Below are 19,267 nucleotides of genomic sequence, written 5' to 3'. Positions count from 1 at the left end.
CGAAGCGAAGCGACCCGGGGCAGCGCGACTTCTAGGCGCTCAGCGCCGCCCTGGATTGCTTCGCTTCGCTCGCAAAGACGGGAGGCCGATTGGAACTGGCCTCAGGCGACCTTGCGCGGGACGAGGCGCTCGCTGCCCAGGGCGACGTCGGCCCCCGACACCCCGGACTCGGTGTACTCGGCGTCCTCGTTCACCCGCCAGACGTCGTGCCGGCGCCGGCCGCAGAGGATGTTCTCCACGGTCAGCATCGCGGTCATCATCGCGTGGTCCTGATTGTTGTACTTGTGCATGCCGTTGCGGCCCACGAGGTGCAGGCTCGGGAAATCCCGCTCCAGCTCCCGCCGCACGGTGACGACGTGGCCGGCATACTCCTCGTCGTAGACCGGGTAGGCCTTCGGCTGGCGGACCACGCAGGCATCGACGACGTCTGCCGGGTCGATCAGGCCGATCTGACCGATCTCGCGCTTGGCGAGTTCCACCAGCTCCGAATCGTCGGCGTTCCAGAGGCCGTCGCCCTCGAAGCAGAAATACTCCAGACCCAGGCAGGTGTGGTCCGCGTCCGGCACCATCTCGGGCGACCAGGAGCGGAAATTCTGCACCCGACCGACCTTCACCGACGGGTCGTGGATGTAGATCCAGTTGTCCGGGAAGTTCTTGTCCGACTTGGCGATGAGCGCCACCGTCAGGAAGTCGCGGTACTTCAGCGCCCGGGCGTTGAAGGTGCTGAGCGGCCGCGGGCGGATGGCGTCGACGAGCTCGCGGACCGGCGCGGACGAGACGACGTTGCGGGCCGTGAAGGTCTCGCGGCTGCCGTCCGAGCGGCGGGCCGCCACCGTCCAGATGCCGGTGCCGGCATCGTAGCTGAGGGAGTCGACGCCGCGGTCGAGCTTCAGCTGCCCGCCCTGGGCGCGGATCTTGGCGGCTGCCGCCTCCCACATCATACCGGGGCCGCGGCGGGGATAGCGGAACGACTCGATCAGAGTCTTGATGACGGGGCCGCCGGCCTTCGGCGCCTTGCGCAGGCCCAGCGACCGCTTGATGCCGTCGCGGATCGCCGCGCCGAGGTCGAGCCCCTTGATGCGCTGCGCCGCCCAGTCGGCCGAGATCGCGTCGCACGACATACCCCACACCTTCTCGGTGTAGGTCTTGAAGAAGATCGAGAACAGGCGCTCGCCGAACTGGTTGCGGACCCAGGCATGGAAGGTCTTGGGCTCCGCCACCGGCCGCAGGCGGGCGTAGAGGTAGGAGGCGACGCAGGCCGCGCTGGTGAGGATCCCGAGGTTGCGCAGAGCCTCGAAGGCCTTCAGCGGGTAGGCGTAGTAGCGCCCGCGATAGTAGATCCGCGACAGGCGCGGGCGCTCGATGAAGTCGTCTGGGAGGATCTCGTCCCAGAGATCGACCACGGCCTGGGACTTCGAGAAGAACCGGTGGCCGCCGATGTCGAACAGGTAGCCGTTGTGCGAGACAGTGCGCGAGATCCCGCCGACCTGCGCCGGATCCCGCTCCAGAACGGTGACGGAGCGGCCCTTCTTCGACAGCAGGTAGGCGGCAGTCAGACCCGCGGGCCCGGCGCCGATCACCAGCGTCTCGGTGTGGTGGCTCATCCCATGCTCCGGCGATTGGTGCGGCGCGCGACGCGCAGGACGCCGACCGGTCGCCAGGATGCCCGGTCGTGGTTAAGGAATCGCTGGCGCCGCGGGGCCGGCTCGACGTCCGGACCGCGCGTCCGGTGCCCTTTGACCGCGCGTTAAGCGGAACCGCGCGAGCATGCCGGCGAGGGCATCGACCGCCCGCCCGGGTGATCCACCAACCATGCCGGCTCCGGCGCTACCCCTCTCCCGACCGCGCGGGCGGATCGAGGCCCGCACGCTGCTGTGGATCCTCGCCGCCCTCTGCATCGCGACGATGAACGCGCCCCACGCGGTTTGGGAAACCGTCCAGCACCTGCGCGTCCCGGATACCGACGACGCGATGCGCCTCGTGGAAGTGCGCGACCTGGTGGCCGGCCAGGGCTGGTACGATAACGTCCAGTACCGATTCCTGCCCCCGGGCGGCGTGCCGAGCCACTGGTCGCGCCTCGTCGACGCGCCGATCGCCGGCCTGATCCTGGCGCTCACGCCCCTGACGGGCCCCGCGCTCGCCGAGGGCCTGACGGCGGCACTCTGGCCCGTGCTGCTCTTCGGGCTCTACGCCTGGCTCCTGTATCGCGGTGTCCGACACAGCTTCGGCAGCCGTGCCGCGGTCCTGGCCCTGATCGCGGCCACGCAGACCTTCGGTGTGACGATCCAGTTCCAGGCGGGGCGGGTGGACCACCACAATCTGCAGATTCTCTCGATCCTCGGTCTCGCCTTCTGCATGATCCGCGGCGGCCTGCGACCCGGCCTGATCGGCGGGATCCTGGCGGCCGTGTCGCTGGCGATCGGGCTCGAGGGCTTGCCCTTCGTCGCGCTGGCGGCCCTCTTCCTCACGGGCGACTGGTGCCTGCGCGGACAGCCCGCGCTGGCGTCGCTCGCGGGCTTCGGCCTGGGTCTAGGCCTCGCCGCCCCCGCGCTGTTCGCCATCCAGACGGCCCCCTCGCTCTGGGGTGTCTCCCACTGCGACGCGCTCTCGCCACCCTGGCTCTGGCTCACCCTGGGCGGCCTCACCCTCGCCGCGATCGCCGCCGCCGCGGGCGAGCGCCTCGCGACGGTCCCGGCGCGCCTCGCCCTGGCCGGCCTCGCGGGCAGCGTTCTGCTGGCCGGGTTCGCCGCCGCCTTCCCGTCCTGCCTCGGCGGCCCGTTCCCCGACATGCCGCCGCTGGTGCGGATCCACTGGCTGCTCACGGTCAACGAGATGGCGCCGCTGGCGAAGTTCGTGGCCCGCGGCCAGTGGGAGGCGCTGGTCTTCTACCCGGTCGTGATCCTCGCGAGTCTCACGGCCGCCGGGATGGTGTGGCGCGGCCCCGAACGCCGGGCCTGGTCGGTGGTCGCGCTGTTCCTGTGGCCGGGGCTGATCCTCGGCGTCGCGCAGTTCCGCGGACTCTACATCGTCTCCGGCTTCGTGCCGCTGGTGGCGGGCGTAGTCCTCGACCGCGCGCTGGCACGGGCAGCCCTGCCGGCCGGGGCGCGGCGCTGGCCCGTCGCGCTCCTCGGCGCCGCGATGGTCAGCAGCCTCTGGATGATCCCGGCGCTCCTGGCGGAGACCCTCGCGCCCGGCCTGCGCAACGCGCCCGACGCGGCCGAGACCAATGCCTGCCTCGGCGACGCCGCGGTCCGCCCCCTGGCGCACCTGTCGGAAGGCACCGTGCTCGCCCCGATCTTCATGGGGCCGTCGATCCTCCTCCGCACCCCGCACAGCATCATCGCCGCGCCCTATCACCGGGCCATTCCCGGCCTCACGGCGGCGATCGAGGGGCTGGGCGGCACCGAGGCCGACCTCGACCGGGTGCTGACGGCGTTCGACGTCCGCTACATCGTCGCCTGCCCGGCCCGGCCGGCCGAGAACCTTCAGGCGGAGACGGCGTTCGCCACGCGGCTCGCCGCGGGCGCGGCCCGGAGCGCGCGCCTCGTGCCGCTGGACGTGCCCGGTCCCCTCAAGGTCTGGCGCGTCGCGCCCTGACGATCAGAGCAGGCGCCGATCGAGGCGGATGATCCGGCAGGGATCGCCGGCGCGCGCGGCCGGCGCGTGCGGGGCGCGGATCAGCAGGGCTTCGGACCGTCCGAGGACGGCGAGCATCGACGAGTCCTGACGCCGCTCGGCAGTCGCGACCGGCAGACGGTCGGGCTCGAGGGCGAGGCTCGCGCGCATGTAGTCGGCCCGGCCGTCATTCTCCGGCATGTCGCGGCCGAGCGTCGCCGGCTCGCTCCGGTCGGCACCGGCCCGCGGATCACCCTGGAACGCGCGGATGGCCGGCACCACGAACAGGAGCCCGCACACGATGGACGAGACCGGGTTGCCCGGCAGGCCGATGACCAGCATGTCGCCGAGGCGGCCGTGCATCAGCGGCTTGCCCGGCCGGAGGGCGACCCGCCAGAAGCCGAGCTCCAACCCCTCCTTGGCGAGCGCGGCCTGAACCAGATCGTGGTCGCCGACGGAGGCGCCGCCGAGGGTGATCAGCAGGTCGGCCCGCGCCGCGCGGGCGCGACGGAACGCGTCCGCCAGGGCGTCGTGGTCGTCCCCCGCGATGCCGAGATCGACGATGTCGGCGCCCGCCTCGGCGGCGAGGGCACCGAGCGCGAGGCTGTTGGAGGCGACGATCTGGTCCCAGCCGGGCGTCGCGCCCGCCTCCACCAGCTCGTCACCGGTGGCGAGGATCGCGACGCGCGGTCGGCGGCGGACCGGGAGGCGCGGATGACCGGCCGCCGCGGCGAGCGCCAGCCGCCGCGCATCGAGGCTCATGCCGGCCGGGATCAGGGTCTCGCCGGCGGTGAAGTCGAGGCCGGCCCGGCGGATGAACCGCGCCGGCTCCACGGGCTCCAGGACGCGCACCGCGCCCGCCTCGGCGGCGGCGTTCTCCTGGATCAGGATCGCGTCCGCGCCCTCCGGCACCGGCGCCCCGGTGAAGATCCGGACCGCCTCGCCCGGGCCGATGCGGCCGGAGAAGCCGTGACCGGCCGCGCTGGCGCCGATCAGCCGCAGGATCGCCCCGACCTCCCCGGCGTCGGCGCCGCGCACGGCGTAGCCGTCCATGGCGGAGGCCGGGAACGGCGGCTGGGTCCGTGAGGCGACGACGTCCGCGGCGAGCGTCCGGCCGCAGGCCTGCGCCAGCGGGACGGTCTCCGGCTCGACCGGCGCGGCGACGCTCGCGAGCACCCGCGCCAGCGCCTCGGCGACCGGGATCAAGCCGCTCATTCCGCCGGGGCCCGGTAGGTGCCCGAGCGGCCCCCGTCCTTGGCGGTCAGCCGGATCCCCTCGATCCGCATGCCGCGATCGACCGCCTTCACCATGTCGTAGACCGTGAGACACGCCACCGAGACGGCGGTCAGCGCCTCCATCTCGACGCCGGTCGGGCCCTGGACCCGGACCTCGGCGGCGATGCGCAGGCCCGGGAGCGCGTCGTCGGGCTCGCACTCGACCCGCACCTTCGACAGCAGCAGCGGGTGGCAGAGCGGGATCAGCTCGTGGGTGCGCTTGGCCGCCATGATGCCGGCGAGCCGGGCCGTGCCGATCACGTCGCCCTTCTTGGCGTCGCCCTCGCGGATCAGGGCCAGGGTCTCGGGCTTCATCACGATCTGGCCTTCCGCCCGGGCCGTCCGGTCGGTGGCGGGCTTGTCGGTGACGTCGACCATGTTGGCCGCGCCGCTGGTGTCGAGATGGGTCAGCGTCGAGCCCGGCCGCATGCCTTACGCCTTCTTCCGCGGCTTGCCGCCCTTGGCCTCCGCGGCGCCGAACAGCAGGGCGCGGGCCGCCTCCGCGACGTCCGGCTGCCGCATCAGGCTCTCGCCGACCAGCACCACGCCGAGGCCGTTGTCGCGCAGCCGGACCACGTCCGCGTGGTCGCCGATCCCGCTCTCGGCCACGGCGATCCGGTCCGCCGGGATCCCCGGCGCCAGCCGGATCGCGGTCTCGAACGAGACCTCGAAGGTCTTGAGGTTGCGGTTGTTGATGCCGATCAGCGCTGTGCCGAGGGGGATGGCCCGCGCCAGCTCGGCCTCGTCGTGCACCTCGACCAGGACGTCCATCCCGAGGAGGTGTGCCGTCTCGACCAGGGCGACGGCCTCGTCGTCGTCGAGGCAGGCCATGATGACGAGGATGCAGTCGGCGCCCCAGGCCCGGGCCTCGTAGACCTGATAGGGCTCGAACAGGAAATCCTTGCGCAGGACGGGCAGCCCGCAGGCCGCGCGCGCCGCCGTCAGGTACTCCGGCCGCCCCTGGAACGAGGGCTCGTCGGTCAGCACCGACAGGCAGGTGGCGCCGCCGGCCTCGTAGGCGGCGGCGAGGCTTGCCGGGTCGAAATCGGCGCGGATCAGGCCCTTCGAGGGCGAGGCCTTCTTCACCTCGGCGATGAGCGCCGGGCGGTCCGCGGCGAGGTGGCTCCGGATCGCCGCCGCGAAGCCGCGCACCGGCTCCGCCTGCGCGACCTTCCGCTCCAGCTTGGCGAGCGGCACGCGCAGCTTCGCCTCGGCGATCTCGCGGCGCTTGTAGGCCTCGATGCGGGCGAGGACGTTCGGCCGCTCGGTCGGCGTCCCGGCGCCGGTCTCCGGGGTCGCCTCGTGCGTCAGCGAGCTCATCGGCCCTCCTGCCCGTTGGAGTGGTCGTTCGAGGCCCGGACGAGGCGGGCGAGCGTCGCCCGGGCGGCCCCGGAATCGACGGCATCCTGCGCCTGCGCGACGCCGTCCGCCAGGGCCTGCGCGGCCCCCGCGACGACGAGCGCCGCCCCCGCGTTGAGGACCGCGATGTCCCGGTAGGCGTTCCGCGCCCCCGCCAGGACGGCCTCGAGGGACCGCGCGTTGTCGGCCGGGTCGCCGCCGCGCAGCTCCTCGGGCGCGCGCAGCGCCAGACCGAAGTCGCGCGGGTCGATGGTGAAGTGGGACAGCCGCCCCTCGTCGAGGGCGACCACCCGCGTCGAACCGGTGACGGTGATCTCGTCGAGCCCGTCGGACCCGTGGACGGTCCAGACCCGGCGGCTGCCGAGCTCGGCCAGGACCCGCGTCAGCGGCTCCGCGAGGGCCTCCTGGGCGACGCCGAAGAGCTGGTAGCCGACGCCGGCCGGGTTGCTCAGCGGCCCCAGCAGGTTGAAGATCGTCCGCACGGGCAGTTCGGACCGGACCGCCGCCACGTGGCGCATCGCCGGGTGGTGGGCCTGCGCGAACAGGAAGCAGAGGCCCGCCTCGGCGAGGCAGCGGGCCTGCGCGGCGGGATCGAGCCCGAGCCGCACGCCCAGGGCCGCGAGCACGTCGGCGGCGCCGGAGCGCGAGGTCGCCGCCCGGTTCCCGTGCTTGGCCACCGGCACGCCGCAGGCGGCCACGACGATCGCCGCCAGGGTCGAGACGTTGACGCTGCCGGAATGGTCGCCGCCGGTGCCGACGACGTCGACGGCGTTCGCGGGCGCCGCGACGCGGGTCATGCGCGCCCGCATGGCCTCGGCGGCGCCGACGATCTCCTCGACGGTCTCGCCGCGCACCTTGAGGGCGGTCAGGAAGGCGCCGGCCTGGACCGGCGTGACCTCGCCCGACAGCAGGTCGTCGAAGGCGGCGCGGGCCTCGGCGCGGTCGAGGGCGAGGCCCCCGGCGACCTTCGCGAGATGGGGTCTGAAGCTGTCCATGGGTTCTTACGGAGGGCCGCCCCGGCCCCCGGCGTCAATGCACGTCGGCACGCGTCCTGTCACGCGCCGTGTTCCAGGCGGCGGCGAGATCGAGGAAGTTCTTCACGATCTCCGTGCCGTGCTGCGACCGGATGCTCTCGGGATGGAATTGGACGCCGTGGAGCGGCCGGTCGGCGTGCTCCAGGCCCATGATCAGGCCGTCGGCCTCGGCGGTGACCCTCAGGGCCGTCGGGCAGGTCGCGCGGTCGACCACCAGGGAGTGGTAGCGCGTCGCCTCGAAACTGTCGTTCAGGCCGCGGAACAGGCCGCGCGCGCCGTGCCGGATGGTCGAGACCTTGCCGTGGAGCGGCAGCGGCGCGCGCACGACGTCGCCGCCGAAGGCCTGGCCGATCGCCTGGAGGCCGAGGCACACGCCGAAGATCGGGATCTCCTCGGACAGGTCGCGGACCACGTCGAGGCAGATCCCCGCCTCCGTGGGCGTGCACGGCCCGGGCGACAGCACGATCGCGTCGGGCGCCTTGGCGCGGATGTCGGCGATCGTGAGCGCGTCGTTGCGCGCGACCTCGACCGCGCCGCAGAGCGGCCCGATCAGATGCACGAGATTCCACGTGAAGGAATCGTAGTTGTCGATGACGAGGACGTTGGGCATCGCGGCGGCACGCTCGGGCATGCAGGCGATGTGACCGCTCGCACCCGCGCGGTCAACCGTCGGCGTCGGACGGCGGCGCAGCCGCGCGTCCGCCCTACTGCCCGCGCTTGGCCTGCGCGGCGAAGCGCACCGCCTCCTCGGCGGCCCGGAACAGTGCCTTGGCCTTGTTGACGCATTCCTGCTGCTCGGAGGCGGGATCGGAATCGTAGACGATCCCGGCCCCCGCCTGGACGTGCATGGTCCCGTCCTTCACCACCGCGGTGCGCAGGACGATGCAGGTATCCATCTCGCCCCGCGCGCCGAAATAGCCGATGCAGCCCGCGTACGGCCCGCGCTTCTCGCGCTCCAGCTCGTCGATGATCTCCATGGCCCGCACCTTCGGGGCGCCCGAGACCGTGCCGGCCGGGAATCCCGCCGCCAGGGCGTCCAGGGGATCGTGGCGCGGGTCGAGGTCGCCCTCGACGTTCGACACGATGTGCATGACCTGGCTGTAGCGCTCGATGAAGAACGAGTCGGTCACGCGGACGCTGCCGATCCGCGAGACCCGGCCGGCGTCGTTGCGGCCGAGGTCGAGCAGCATCAGGTGCTCGGCCCGCTCCTTCGGGTCGGCGAGCAGCTCCTCGGCGAGGGCGGTATCCTCGGCCGGGGTCGCGCCGCGGCGGCGCGTGCCCGCGATCGGGCGGACCGTGACCACGCCGTCGCGCACCCGCACCAGGATCTCCGGCGAGGAGCAGACGATCTGGAAGCCCTCGAAATCGAGGTAGCAGAGGAACGGCGCCGGGTTGGTCCGCCGGAGCGAGCGGTACAGGCTGAAGGCCGGCAGCGTGAACGGCGCCGAGAACCGCTGGGACAGCACCACCTGGAAGACGTCGCCCGCGACGATGTACTCCTTGGCGCGCGCCACCATGGCGAAGAAATCGTCCGGCGGCGTGTTCGAGACCGGCTCGGGCGGGGCGACCGCCGACAGGTCCACCCGCGCCTCGATCGGCAGTGACCCTTCCAGAGCGGCGGCGACCCGGTCGACGCGCTGCAGCGCGTCCTCGTAGGCGGCCCGGGCCGCGGTGCCGGGGGCGGGCCGGATCGGCGAGACGACCGTGATGACGTCGCGGATCGAATCGAACACCACCATCACCCGGGGGCGCACCAGGATCGCGTCCGGCACGCCCAGCGGATCCGGGTTCGGCTCCGGCAGCCGCTCCATGGCGCGGACCATGTCGTAGCCGAGGTAACCGAACAGGCCGGCGGCCATCGGCGGCAGGTCCTGGCCGTCCGACTCGCCGATGGCGCTCTCGGCGATCAGGGCCCGCAGGCTCGCCAGCGGCGCCCGCGAATCCGGCTCGAACCGCGTGAGATCGGCCCCGCGCGCGATCGCGGGCGCGCCCGCCCGGCAGCGCCAGATCAGGTCCGGATCGAGGCCGATCATCGAGTACCGGCCGCGGACGGCGCCGCCCTCGACCGATTCGAGCAGGAAGGCCGGCCCGGCATGGCCGGCGCGCAGCTTGAGGAACGCCGCCACCGGCGTCTCGAGATCGGCGACGAGGCTCACCGCCACGAGGCTCGGCTGCCCGGCCTCGTAGCGCGCCGCGAAGGCCGCGTAATCGGGCGCGTCGGCCATGCCTCAGTACTCGCCGCCGATGGCGCGCCGCAGGGCGGCCGGATCGACCTTCACGCCGGCGTTCTTCTGGACCTCGCTGATGTACTCGGACAGCACGTCGTCGGCGAGCGCCGCCTGGAAGCTCTGCGTGATCTGCTTGTCGCTCGGGCTGTCGGCCACGAAGGCCGGCACCGTGGCCGCCGTGACCTTGAAGACCGCCCGCGAATCGCCGGCAGCCGCCGTGCCGGCCTTGCCCACCGGTGTCGCGAAGATCAGGTTCACGACGTCGGCCGTGAGCATGTCCTTGGCCTGGTTGCGGGCGAGATCCTGCGCCTCCTGCACGTTGACGCCGACCTCCTGGGCGGCGGCCTCCATGGTCTCGCCCTTGTTGATCTTCTCGACGAGCTCGCGGCCCTTGGCCTGGAGGCGCTTGGCGATCTCGGTCGCGGTCCAGCCGGCCTTCACGCCGTCCATGACCTCGTCGAGGGGCTTGTCGTGGGCGGCGTCGATCCCCGTGACGTCGTACCAGACGTAGCCGCCGGTTTTGGTCCGCAGGGGCTCGTTGTCGCCGCCGATCTCGGCGCGGAACAGGGCCGGCAGGGTGGTCTCCGGGTCCGGGATGTCGGTGATCCGCTGCCCGTCCGGTCCCTTGCCGTTCACGTCCACCGCCTTCACGGCGACGACCTTGAGGCCACGCTCGGCCGCGATGTCGGCCAGCGGCTTGGCGCCGGCCCGCTGGTCCTCGATCGCGTCGCGGGTGGTCTCCATGGCGTCGCGGGCGCGGGCCAGGGCGAGGGCCTTGCGGATCTCGCCGTCCACCGCCTCGAACGGCTTCACCGTCCCGGCCTCGATCTTGGTCACGCGCAGCAGCACGGTGCCGAACCGGCCCTGGACCGGCTGGCTCACGCCGCCCTCGGGCAGCGCGAAGGCGGCGTCGGCGACGGCCTTGTCGAACAGCTCGCTCTTGGCCAGCGTGCCGAGGGTCAGGTCCTTCTCGTCGGTGCCGCGTTCGGCCGCCACCGCGTCGAAGGTCTTGGAGCCGTCCGTGATCGCCTTGCGGGCCGCCTCGGCGGCGGCCGCGTCGGGGAACACGATCTGCTGGATCGTGCGCTTCTCGGGCGTGCCGTAGCGGTCCTTGTTCAGCGCGTAGGCGGCGCGGGCGTCGGCCTCGGTGATCGCGTCGGGCTTCGCCATCGCCTCGGGCTCGACCACGAGGAGGTTGGCCGCCCGGAACTCCGGCGCCCGGAAACCGGACTTGTTGGCCTCGTACCAGGTCTTCAGCTCGTCGTCCGTCGGCTCGGGGATCTGGCCGGCCACCGAGGGCGTCAGCATCAGGTAGGCGGCCGCGCGGCGCTCGGTGGTGTAGCGATGGACGGCCTCCCGCATGGCGAGCGGCACGTGCAGATCCGACGACACCGCCTCGGCCAGCTGGAGGCGGGCGATCACCGAGCGCTGCTCGCGCACGAACAGGGCCTCGTTGAGGCCGGCGCGCTGCAGGGTCTGGTAGAAGAGCTGCGGCTCGAACTGACCCTGCTGGTTCTGGAAGCTCTTCTCCTCGTGGATCGCCTTGATCACTGAGGAATCCGGCACCGTGAGGCCGAGATCGTGGGTCTTCTGATCGAGGGCGGCCTCGGTGATCAGCTGGGACATCACCTGCCGGTCCAGGCCGAGCATCCGCGCCTGGTCGGGCGTCAGCGGACGCTTCAGCTGGGTCTGATAGCGCTGCAGCTGGTTCTGGTAGGCTTGGCGCACCTGCTCGGCCGTGATCGGCGTGCTGCCGACCGTGGCCACCTTGTTGCTCGCGCCGCCGCGGAAGAACTCCTCCACCCCGAAGATGCCGACACCGGCGATCAGCAGCGTGAAGATGATCGTCAAGACGATCTTGCCGAGCCAGTGCTGGCTGGCGTTGCGGATGCCCTGAAGCATGGTCTGTGATCGAGTACCTTCGGCAGCCGCCCCGTCACCGGGCCGGCGCTGTCCCTGAGAGCCGACCGCGATAGACCATTCGCGTCCACAGGCAAAGGCTCGGGCGGTCCCGGCCGTTTGCACGCTCAAGCTGGCTCTGGTAGGCCCCGGCGACTTCGAGAAAGCCGCGGCGGAGCGAGGGCAGGAATGACGCAGTCTGGGCGCAAGCCGCTTGTCGCCGGCAACTGGAAGATGAACGGGACCCGGGCATCCATCCAGGTTGTCGAGGCGATTCGCGACGGGCTCTCGCCGGACCTCGCGTCGCGCATCGACGTGCTGATCTGCCCGCCTGCGACGCTGATCGGATCCTGCGTGGCGGCGGCGGCCGGATCGCCGATCGCGATCGGCGGCCAGAACCTGCACGCCCGGCCGAGCGGCGCCTTCACGGGCTCGATCTCGGCCGAGATGCTCGCCGATCTCGGCGCCAAGTACGTGATCGTCGGCCATTCCGAGCGCCGGGCCTACCATCACGAGACCGACGACGGGGTCCACGCCAAGGCGCTGGGCGCCCGCCGCGCCGGCCTGTGCGGCATCGTCTGCGTCGGCGAGACCATCGAGGAGCGCGAGCAGGGCCGCGCCCTCGACATCGTCCGCGCCCAGCTCGCCATCGGCCTGCCGAAGGGCGCGACGGCGGCCGACACGGTGATCGCCTACGAGCCGGTCTGGGCGATCGGCTCCGGGCGGACGCCGACGCCGCGCGACATCGCCGAGGTCCACGCCTCCCTGCGGGAGATGCTCGACAAGCTCGTCGGCGACGAGGCGCAGAAGATCCGCATCCTCTACGGCGGCTCGGTGAAGCCCGGGAACGCCAAGGAACTCCTGTCGGTGGACAATGTCGACGGCGCGCTCGTGGGCGGCGCGAGCCTCGTGGCGGAAGACTTCCTGGGGATCTGCGCCGCCTACGCCTGAGCGCGGGCCCGCGAAGCCTGGCTGGGCGCGGCGCGACAGACGCGCCGCGCGACCGTCAGATCTTGAAGGCCTGCCGGGCGAGCAGCCGCCAGCGGCCGCCGTCGCTGTGCCAGACCTGCATCACGCCGATATGGACCGGCGACGTCTTGCCGCCCGAGACCACCTCGCCGGTGAAAACGTGGCGCGCGATGGCGTCGTCGCCGACCACCGAGACGGAGCGGTCCGACAGGGTGATGCTCGGGAAGGTCGAGCGCTTGCTGGTCAGCGTCTCGATGAAGGCCGCCTTGTCCTGCACCTGACCGCTGGAATGGCCGTAGCTCAGCCCGTCGAGGGTCAGGGCGTCGAGGGCCGGACCGTCGGCGGCGAGGAGAGCCTCGGTGAGGGCGTCGACCGCCTGCTCGACCGCGGCGCCCCGGGTGGAGGGATCGGTTCCGGCCGCGGAGCCGGAGCCCGGGCGGATCAGGACGGGTGCGGCGATGGCGGCTGCGAGCGCCGCACGGCGTGACACGGACATGGCTTGCCTCCCGGACCGGGCGGCGCGTTCGGTCGGCCGCCCTGCCCCGGCAGAGAGCACGGTGCGCCGACGAAGGCGAGGGTCGGAGCGGACAGTCGGCCGCGCGCGTCAGGTTGGCGGCGGGCGACCGGTGGTGTATGCCGTCGCCGAATTCCGGCCGGTCCGCCCGAAGCGTCCCCCGAAGCCCCCGCCGCACGCCCGTGCGTCGGGGCGGTTCGTGGACGATCGCGGGCCCCGGCCCTCGTGCGTTCGTCTTCCGGTGCCCGCTGCCGGCGCGCGGCGCTGAAGAAGATCCCGGAACACCGATGCAGACCGTCCTGATCGTCGTCCACCTCATCATCGTGCTCGCGCTGATCGGCGTCGTGCTGCTCCAGCGCTCCGAGGGCGGACTCGGGCTCGGCGGCGGTGGCGGCGGTGGCGGCGTCGGCGGGTTCATGACCGGCCGCGGCCAGGCCAACGCCCTGACGCGGGCCACCGCGATCCTGGCGGCCCTGTTCTTCGCCACCAGCCTGACCCTCGCGATCCTGTCGCACCGCTCGGCGGCGCCGAAGTCGATCCTCGACACCGGCGCGCCGCAGACCTCCGGCCAGCCCGCCAAGCAGCCGACCGGTGCCGACAACCTGCTCGACACGCTGCGCCAGCAGCAGGACCGGGCGCCCGCGAACGCCCCGGCCCAGCCGGCTCCCGCGCAGCCGGCCCCCGCCCAGCCGGCGGTTCCGGACGCGCCGCAGTCGCGCTGACGGCGCGCGCCGCGAGCGGCGCAGCGTCCGACCCTTGTCCCGACGGACCGGCGCTCGGCCGGTCCACGCCATGCGTTCCGCGATCCCCAGCCCATGCGCGGGCCGGGGCCTCCGTCGTTTGGCAAATGCCAGCAGCTTCTTTATGGACCGAGGCCCATGACGCGGTACGTTTTCATCACCGGCGGCGTGGTCTCCTCCCTCGGCAAGGGCCTCGCCTCGGCGGCCCTGGCGGCGGTCCTCCAGGCCCGCGGCTACCGGGTCCGGATGCGCAAGCTCGACCCCTACCTGAACGTCGATCCGGGCACGATGAGCCCGACGCAGCACGGCGAGGTGTTCGTCACCGACGACGGCGCCGAGACCGACCTCGACCTCGGGCATTACGAGCGCTTCACCGGCGTTCCGGCGAGCCGGGCCGACAACATCACGACGGGCCGGATCTACCAGGACATCATCGCCAAGGAGCGCCGCGGCGACTACCTCGGCGCCACGATCCAGGTGATCCCGCACGTCACCAACGCGATCAAGGACTTCGTCCTCGACGGCAACGACAGCTTCGACTTCGTGCTGGTGGAGATCGGCGGCACGGTCGGCGACATCGAGGGCCTGCCGTTCTTCGAGGCGATCCGGCAGCTCGGGCAGGAGCTGCCGCGGGGCACCTGCTGCTACGTCCACCTGACGCTGCTGCCCTACATCCCGTCCGCCGGCGAGCTGAAGACCAAGCCGACCCAGCACTCCGTGAAGGAGCTGCGCTCCATCGGCATCCAGCCCGACATCCTGCTCTGCCGGTGCGACCGGCCGATCCCGATGGACGAGCGGCGCAAGCTCGCGCTGTTCTGCAACGTCCGCCAGACCGCGGTCATCGAGGCCCTCGACGTGGCCTCGATCTACGAGGTGCCGCTCTCCTATCGGACCGCGGGCCTCGACCGGGAGGTGCTCGGCCATTTCGGCCTGGAGCACGGCGAGGAGCCGGATCTCGGCCGCTGGCAGACCATCGCCGAGCGCGTGCGCAATCCCGAGGGCGAGGTCTCGATCGCCATCGTGGGTAAGTACACGGGGCTGAAGGACGCCTACAAGTCGCTGACCGAGGCGCTGACACACGGGGGCATCAGCCACCGGGTGAAGGTCAATCTCGAGTGGATCGAGGCCGAGGTGTTCGAGCGCGAGGATCCGGCGCCCTTCCTCGAAGGCCTCAACGGGATCCTCGTGCCGGGCGGCTTCGGCCAGCGCGGGGCCGAGGGCAAGATCCGCGCGGCCCGCTACGCCCGCGAGAAGCGCATCCCCTATCTCGGCATCTGCTTCGGCATGCAGATGGCGGTGATCGAGGCGGCCCGCTCGCTGGCCGGGATGCCGGAGGCCAACTCCACGGAGTTCGGCGACACCGCCGAGCCGGTGGTCGGCCTGCTCACCGAGTGGCTGCGCGGCAACGAGCTGGAGCGGCGCGCGGCGGCCGGCGATCTCGGCGGCACGATGCGGCTCGGCGCCTACGAGGCGAAGCTCGACCCCGAGTCCAAGATCGCCCAGATTTACGGGTCCGATCAGATCTCGGAGCGCCACCGCCACCGCTACGAGGTCAACATGGCCTATCGCGAGCGGCTGGAGGCCAAGGGCCTGCGCTTCTCGGGCGTGTCTCCCGACGGCCTGTTGCCCGAGACGGTGGAGCATGTCGGGCACCCATGGTTCATCGGCGTGCAGTTCCACCCGGAGCTGAAGTCGCGTCCGTTCGAGCCGCACCCGCTGTTCAAGGGCTTCGTCGGCGCCGCGATCGAGCAGAGCCGCCTGGTCTGAGGCCGCGGCGGCGCGCCGCTGCTCGCGCGGCGGCCCGCGGCCCTATATCCTCGGTGCCGTGACCGAGATCCTCTTCTACCACATGCAGCGGCAGCCCCTGGAGAAGGTGCTGCCGAACCTCGTCGAGCGCTCGCTGGACCGCGGCTGGCAGGCCGCGATCCAGGCGGCGAGCGAGGAGCGCCTGCAGGCGCTCGATGACCACCTCTGGACTTATTCCGACGAGAGCTTCCTGCCGCACGGCACCGACCGCGAGCCCGACGCCGCGAGCCAGCCGGTGGTGCTCACGCTCCGGGACGTGAATCCCAACACCGCCTCGATCCGCTTCCTGGTGGAGGGCGCCGACCTGCCGCCCGACGCCGGGCAGTACGAGCGGATCTGCATCCTGTTCGACGGGACTGACCAGGACGCGCTGCTGCGCGCCCGCGAGCAGTGGAAGCAGGCCAAGGACGCCGGCCACGCGGTGGCCTACTGGCAGCAGGACGAGTCCGGACGCTGGAACAAGAAGGCTTGATAATGGCCCCCCACGCACGTCTCGGGCGCGCCGCGCTCGCCCTCGCCCTGGCCCTCGCAGCGCCCACAGTGGCCCTCGCCCAGGACGCGCCGCACGGCCATCCCGCGGAGAGCAAACCGGCGCAGCGCGGCCCGGAGGGGCGCCGCCTGCCGCCCGATTCGACGACCAAGCAGAGCGTGACGCTGCCGGACGGCCGGACCCTCGACTTCACCGCCACCGCCGGCAGCCTGCCCCTCGTCGACGAGGCGGGCAAGCTGCAGGCCGAGATCGCCTACGTCGCCTACACGATGGCGCCGCAGGCCGGCCGGGAGCGTCCCGTCACTTTCGCGGTCAATGGCGGCCCGGGCGCCGCCTCGGCCTATCTCAATATCGGGGCGATCGGGCCCTGGCGGCTGCCGGTCGGCGGCGACAGCATCAGCCCGTCGCAGCCGGTGACGCTGACGCCCAACGACGGGACGTGGCTCGGCTTCACCGACCTCATCTTCCTCGATCCCGTGGGGACCGGGTACAGCCGGGCCGCGGACGGGAACGGCAAGGCCTACTGGTCGATCGATTCCGACGCCTCGACTCTGGCGGCGACCATCGCGCGCTACCTGCGCGTCAACGACCGCATGGCGAGCCCGAAATTCTTCGTCGGCGAGAGCTACGGCGGCTTCCGCGGCCCGCTGATCGCCGAGAAGCTCCAGGAGGAGATCGGCGTCGGCCTGTCCGGCATGGTGCTGCTCTCGCCGGTGCTCGATTTCGCGTGGCTGGAGACGCCGCGGGCCAACCCCTGGGGCTACGTGCTGAAGCTGCCCTCGCTGGCGGCGGGCGCGCTCGAGCGGGCCGGCACGGTGCCGACGCCGACCCTGCTCGGCGACGCGGAGGCCTACGCCTCGGGCCCGTACCTGAGCGACCTGCTCAAGGGGCCGAGCGACACGGCCGCCGTCGCCCGGATGACCGAGAAGGTCGCGCCCCTCGTCGGTCTCGACCCCGCCCTGGTGCGTGCCCAGGCGGCGCGCCTCTCGACCCGGAGCGTCCAGCGCGAGATCGACCGCGCCGAGGGGCGCGTGACCAGCGCCTACGACACCGGCATCACCGGCTGGGACCCGAACCCGGACGCCGCCCAGTCGAGCTTCGAGGATCCCCAGCTCACCGCCCTCCAGGCACCGCTGACGAGCGCGATGCTCGACCTCTACGCGCGGACGCTGAAATGGCCGGTGACCAACATGCGTTACGAGCTCCTGAACAACGCGGTCAATCGCGGCTGGAGCTGGGGCTCGGGCCGGCAGGCCCCGGAGGTCCTGTCGAACCTGAAGGGCGATCTGGCGCTCGACGGGCACCTGCGCGTCCTCGTGGCGCACGGCTTCACCGACTTGGTGACGCCCTACTTCGCCTCGAAGCTCCTGCTGGCGCAGGTCCCCGCCTACGCCGCCGGCCGCCTGAGCCTCGCGGTCTATCCGGGCGGGCACATGTTCTACACGCGTCCGGATTCGCGCGCCGCCTTCCGGACGGACGTGGAGCGGATGTACACGGACGCCCTGAAGGTGCGCGACGCCGGCTCGACCCGTCCGGCCGGAGCCCCCGCCGAGCATCTCAGGACCGCGCCGTAGCGCCTCCGGCCCGCCGCGCCGGTCACGCGTCGTCGAAGGCGAGGGCCTCGGCCGGGTAATCCACCATCGTCCGGCGCTGCGCGTCGGTGTTCTGCCACTCGCCGACCTTCATGTAGCGGCCCTCGAGATCGCGGACCTCGACCACCTTCCCGATGGTGGGGATCGACTGGAAGCCCTGCGGCCAGTTCGACGCGAAGTAGAAGACCTGCTCGACGTGATCCGAGAGGTGGCAGATCCCCGGCCCGAAGGTCCCCAGCCCGAAGACGAGGTAGCGGCCGTTCACGAGCGCCGCGACGTCGGAGATCAGCGACTCGCTCTGGATCTCCACGGGCAATCCGCGCCGCTCGGCGTACGCCTCCACCTCGGCGATGACCGGATTCAGTCTGTTCTCGAAGACGAGCTTGACCGAGCGGATCCGACCCTCGGCCAGGAGCCGGTCGATGACCATCCGGTAGAACGCGAAGGGCGGCTGCGGATAGTGCGGATCGACCCAGGTGCTGAAGATGTCGCCCGACCGGATGTGGATCAGGAGCTGGTCGTCGGGCTTCACCGGGAAGCTCTTCGGCAGGCCGTTGAACAGCGGCCGGATCACGCTCTGCACGATCGCGCGCGAATCCGTCGGCCCCCGCAGCGCGGTCACGCGCTCGAACTGCGTCGGGTCGAAATACAGGCCCGACAGGAAGTACCCGTCCGACGGCAGCGGCTCGTCCGGCGGGATGAAGGTGATCCCGTCGCAGGTCAGCCGCTCGGTCAGGAAGATCACCTTGCTGCGGTCGACCTTGGGCACTTTGATGTATTTCAGGTTGAGCGCCTTCGCGATCGTCACCGCGATGATGTACTGGACGAGGCAGTTGCCGAAGGCGCCGTTCTCGAACAGCGACAGGCCGACCAGGGCGTGGCTGGCGCGGTCGGGCGCCGACTGGAGCGCGTAGGTGACGTAGACGTTGGCGCCGGGCGTCTCGTTCAGGAGCATCACGTCGAGGCCGAGCATCGCCCGCAGCGCGATCAGGTCGACCGCGGCCTCGTCGGCGCGGATGCCGATGCCGGCGATCCGGGCCGGTTCGGGCGCGGCGATCCGGACCGCGCGCGCCCAGGCCCGCTCGTCGGGGACGATCGCGGCGATGAGGGCGTCCGGGGTCGCGGTCCAGCCGGCGAGGTCCGGCTCGGCCCACGTCACGCCGTCCTGCGAGACCGCCACCGCGACGTCGCCGGGCTCCGCGGGAACCGCCCCCTCCCCCGGCCGCAGGGCGACGGAATGGATCGGGAAGCGGCCGCCGAGGTCGACCTCGAGCCACGTCGTTCCCGTGCCCGCATCGGAGACGATCCGCGGCTCACGGCCGGCCGCGAGATCGACGAGGACCGGGGTCGGATCGTCTGTCGGGGCCATCGGGTCTCCGGGAGTTCAGCGCCCGCGCCGGGGCCGGGCGGGTATCGGGTGCGGCGGTGCCCGCTCCGGGGCGCGGCCGTCAAGCCCGCCCCGATCGCGGGGCGGGCGCGGGAAACGGCCGCGATCCGGCGCCGCTCCGTTGTGTCCCGGCGGTCATGCGTCTACAACGGCCGGGCGACGGTGCCCCGGAGACGGGGTGAAAAGGGAATGCGGTGAGGGGTTTGAAGCCCCGATTCTGCGGCTGCCCCCGCAACTGTGAGCGGCGAGCGCCCGCCAAGCGCCACCGGAGCGATCCGGGAAGGCGGTGGGCGCGCCGAGCCGCGAGCCAGGAGACCTGCCGTCGCGACAGGATCCCGCAATGCCGCCGGTGGGGCGGCT

16 protein-coding genes and 1 riboswitch are annotated in these 19,267 nt (G+C 72.2%); of the genes, 6 read left to right on the top strand and 10 right to left on the bottom strand.

From position 1 onward, the window contains the following. Positions 1-101: 101 nt before the first annotated feature. Positions 102-1,604, bottom strand: coding sequence for an NAD(P)/FAD-dependent oxidoreductase (locus ACLBX8_RS15000; protein WP_020094612.1), 1,503 nt, complete (start codon positions 1,602-1,604; stop codon positions 102-104). Positions 1,605-1,812: 208 nt separating this feature from the next. On the opposite strand from ACLBX8_RS15000, the gene ACLBX8_RS14995 reads away from it, so the two are divergent. Continuing rightward, positions 1,813-3,597, top strand: a complete 1,785-nt coding sequence (locus ACLBX8_RS14995; protein WP_447698866.1) for a hypothetical protein — start codon at positions 1,813-1,815, stop codon at positions 3,595-3,597. Between the two features lie 3 nt (positions 3,598-3,600). Here ACLBX8_RS14995 and ACLBX8_RS14990 read toward each other — a convergent pair whose 3' ends face one another. The 7 genes from ACLBX8_RS14990 to ACLBX8_RS14960 form a co-directional block, all read right to left on the bottom strand. Further along, entirely contained in the window at positions 3,601-4,830 is a 1,230-nt protein-coding gene (locus ACLBX8_RS14990; protein WP_447698867.1) for a molybdopterin molybdotransferase MoeA, read from the bottom strand. Further along, positions 4,827-5,318: a cyclic pyranopterin monophosphate synthase MoaC gene (moaC, locus tag ACLBX8_RS14985; RefSeq protein ID WP_020094615.1), complete on the bottom strand. Its 492-nt coding sequence runs from the start codon at positions 5,316-5,318 to the stop codon at positions 4,827-4,829. The genes ACLBX8_RS14990 and moaC overlap by 4 nt, the downstream gene beginning before the upstream one ends. 3 nt (positions 5,319-5,321) lie before the next feature. Further along, positions 5,322-6,209, bottom strand: coding sequence for an indole-3-glycerol phosphate synthase TrpC (gene trpC, locus ACLBX8_RS14980; RefSeq protein WP_447698868.1), 888 nt, complete (start codon positions 6,207-6,209; stop codon positions 5,322-5,324). After that, complete coding sequence (gene trpD / locus ACLBX8_RS14975) at positions 6,206-7,243, bottom strand: anthranilate phosphoribosyltransferase (RefSeq protein ID WP_447698869.1); 1,038 nt, start codon at positions 7,241-7,243, stop codon at positions 6,206-6,208. Before trpD ends, trpC begins: the two co-directional genes overlap by 4 nt. Positions 7,244-7,277: 34 nt before the next feature. Beyond that, positions 7,278-7,892, bottom strand: coding sequence for an anthranilate synthase component II (locus ACLBX8_RS14970; RefSeq protein ID WP_042672235.1), 615 nt, complete (start codon positions 7,890-7,892; stop codon positions 7,278-7,280). A 94-nt stretch (positions 7,893-7,986) separates the two neighbouring features. Next, positions 7,987-9,507: an anthranilate synthase component I gene (gene trpE, locus ACLBX8_RS14965; protein WP_447698870.1), complete on the bottom strand. Its 1,521-nt coding sequence runs from the start codon at positions 9,505-9,507 to the stop codon at positions 7,987-7,989. 3 nt (positions 9,508-9,510) lie between these two features. Beyond that, the gene (locus ACLBX8_RS14960) at positions 9,511-11,412 is read right to left on the bottom strand and encodes a peptidyl-prolyl cis-trans isomerase (protein WP_447698871.1); all 1,902 of its coding nucleotides are present in this window, start codon (positions 11,410-11,412) and stop codon (positions 9,511-9,513) included. Between the two features lie 186 nt (positions 11,413-11,598). Here ACLBX8_RS14960 and tpiA point away from each other — a divergent pair, with 186 nt between their 5' ends. Beyond that, positions 11,599-12,360, top strand: a complete 762-nt coding sequence (gene tpiA / locus ACLBX8_RS14955; RefSeq protein WP_020094621.1) for a triose-phosphate isomerase — start codon at positions 11,599-11,601, stop codon at positions 12,358-12,360. Positions 12,361-12,415: 55 nt separating this feature from the next. On the opposite strand, the gene ACLBX8_RS14950 is transcribed toward tpiA, so the two are convergent. Beyond that, on the bottom strand, positions 12,416-12,874 hold the full coding sequence (locus ACLBX8_RS14950) for a nuclear transport factor 2 family protein (RefSeq protein ID WP_447698872.1): 459 nt from the start codon (positions 12,872-12,874) through the stop codon (positions 12,416-12,418). Between the two features lie 305 nt (positions 12,875-13,179). Between ACLBX8_RS14950 and secG the strand changes: the two genes are divergently transcribed. From secG to ACLBX8_RS14930, 4 genes are all read left to right on the top strand, one after another. Beyond that, on the top strand, positions 13,180-13,614 hold the full coding sequence (gene secG, locus ACLBX8_RS14945) for a preprotein translocase subunit SecG (protein ID WP_042672232.1): 435 nt from the start codon (positions 13,180-13,182) through the stop codon (positions 13,612-13,614). Positions 13,615-13,770: 156 nt separating this feature from the next. Beyond that, entirely contained in the window at positions 13,771-15,399 is a 1,629-nt protein-coding gene (locus tag ACLBX8_RS14940; RefSeq protein ID WP_020094624.1) for a CTP synthase, read from the top strand. Positions 15,400-15,457: 58 nt separating this feature from the next. Beyond that, positions 15,458-15,910 carry a DNA polymerase III subunit chi gene (locus tag ACLBX8_RS14935; protein WP_020094625.1) on the top strand — a complete coding sequence of 151 codons (453 nt, stop codon included), beginning with the start codon at positions 15,458-15,460 and terminating at the stop codon, positions 15,908-15,910. A 2-nt stretch (positions 15,911-15,912) separates the two neighbouring features. Further along, positions 15,913-17,502 carry a S10 family peptidase gene (locus ACLBX8_RS14930; RefSeq protein ID WP_447715439.1) on the top strand — a complete coding sequence of 530 codons (1,590 nt, stop codon included), beginning with the start codon at positions 15,913-15,915 and terminating at the stop codon, positions 17,500-17,502. Positions 17,503-17,524: 22 nt separating this feature from the next. On the opposite strand, the gene ACLBX8_RS14925 is transcribed toward ACLBX8_RS14930, so the two are convergent. Continuing rightward, positions 17,525-18,889 carry a discoidin domain-containing protein gene (locus tag ACLBX8_RS14925; RefSeq protein WP_447715438.1) on the bottom strand — a complete coding sequence of 455 codons (1,365 nt, stop codon included), beginning with the start codon at positions 18,887-18,889 and terminating at the stop codon, positions 17,525-17,527. A 161-nt stretch (positions 18,890-19,050) separates the two neighbouring features. Beyond that, a riboswitch (cobalamin riboswitch) is annotated at positions 19,051-19,245 on the top strand. Positions 19,246-19,267: the final 22 nt, after the last annotated feature.

The organism is Methylobacterium sp. D48H (assembly GCF_053345715.1).
The sequence above is the reverse complement of the archived record's forward strand: the minus strand, read 5'-3'. Positions and strand labels throughout refer to the sequence as shown.

Bases quoted from the DNA above. Each gene is read 5' to 3' on its own strand.
- ACLBX8_RS14970 (WP_042672235.1), bottom strand. From the start codon at position 7,892: ATGCCCAACGTCCTCGTCATCGACAACTACGATTCCTTCACGTGGAAT.
- ACLBX8_RS14960 (WP_447698871.1), bottom strand. From the start codon at position 11,412: ATGCTTCAGGGCATCCGCAACGCCAGCCAGCACTGGCTCGGCAAGATC.
- trpE (WP_447698870.1), bottom strand. From the start codon at position 9,507: ATGGCCGACGCGCCCGATTACGCGGCCTTCGCGGCGCGCTACGAGGCC.
- ACLBX8_RS15000 (WP_020094612.1), bottom strand. From the start codon at position 1,604: ATGAGCCACCACACCGAGACGCTGGTGATCGGCGCCGGGCCCGCGGGT.
- trpC (WP_447698868.1), bottom strand. From the start codon at position 6,209: ATGAGCTCGCTGACGCACGAGGCGACCCCGGAGACCGGCGCCGGGACG.
- tpiA (WP_020094621.1), top strand. From the start codon at position 11,599: ATGACGCAGTCTGGGCGCAAGCCGCTTGTCGCCGGCAACTGGAAGATG.
- ACLBX8_RS14930 (WP_447715439.1), top strand. From the start codon at position 15,913: ATGGCCCCCCACGCACGTCTCGGGCGCGCCGCGCTCGCCCTCGCCCTG.
- ACLBX8_RS14950 (WP_447698872.1), bottom strand. From the start codon at position 12,874: ATGTCCGTGTCACGCCGTGCGGCGCTCGCAGCCGCCATCGCCGCACCC.
- secG (WP_042672232.1), top strand. From the start codon at position 13,180: ATGCAGACCGTCCTGATCGTCGTCCACCTCATCATCGTGCTCGCGCTG.
- ACLBX8_RS14990 (WP_447698867.1), bottom strand. From the start codon at position 4,830: ATGAGCGGCTTGATCCCGGTCGCCGAGGCGCTGGCGCGGGTGCTCGCG.
- trpD (WP_447698869.1), bottom strand. From the start codon at position 7,243: ATGGACAGCTTCAGACCCCATCTCGCGAAGGTCGCCGGGGGCCTCGCC.
- ACLBX8_RS14995 (WP_447698866.1), top strand. From the start codon at position 1,813: ATGCCGGCTCCGGCGCTACCCCTCTCCCGACCGCGCGGGCGGATCGAG.
- ACLBX8_RS14925 (WP_447715438.1), bottom strand. From the start codon at position 18,889: ATGGCCCCGACAGACGATCCGACCCCGGTCCTCGTCGATCTCGCGGCC.
- moaC (WP_020094615.1), bottom strand. From the start codon at position 5,318: ATGCGGCCGGGCTCGACGCTGACCCATCTCGACACCAGCGGCGCGGCC.
- ACLBX8_RS14940 (WP_020094624.1), top strand. From the start codon at position 13,771: ATGACGCGGTACGTTTTCATCACCGGCGGCGTGGTCTCCTCCCTCGGC.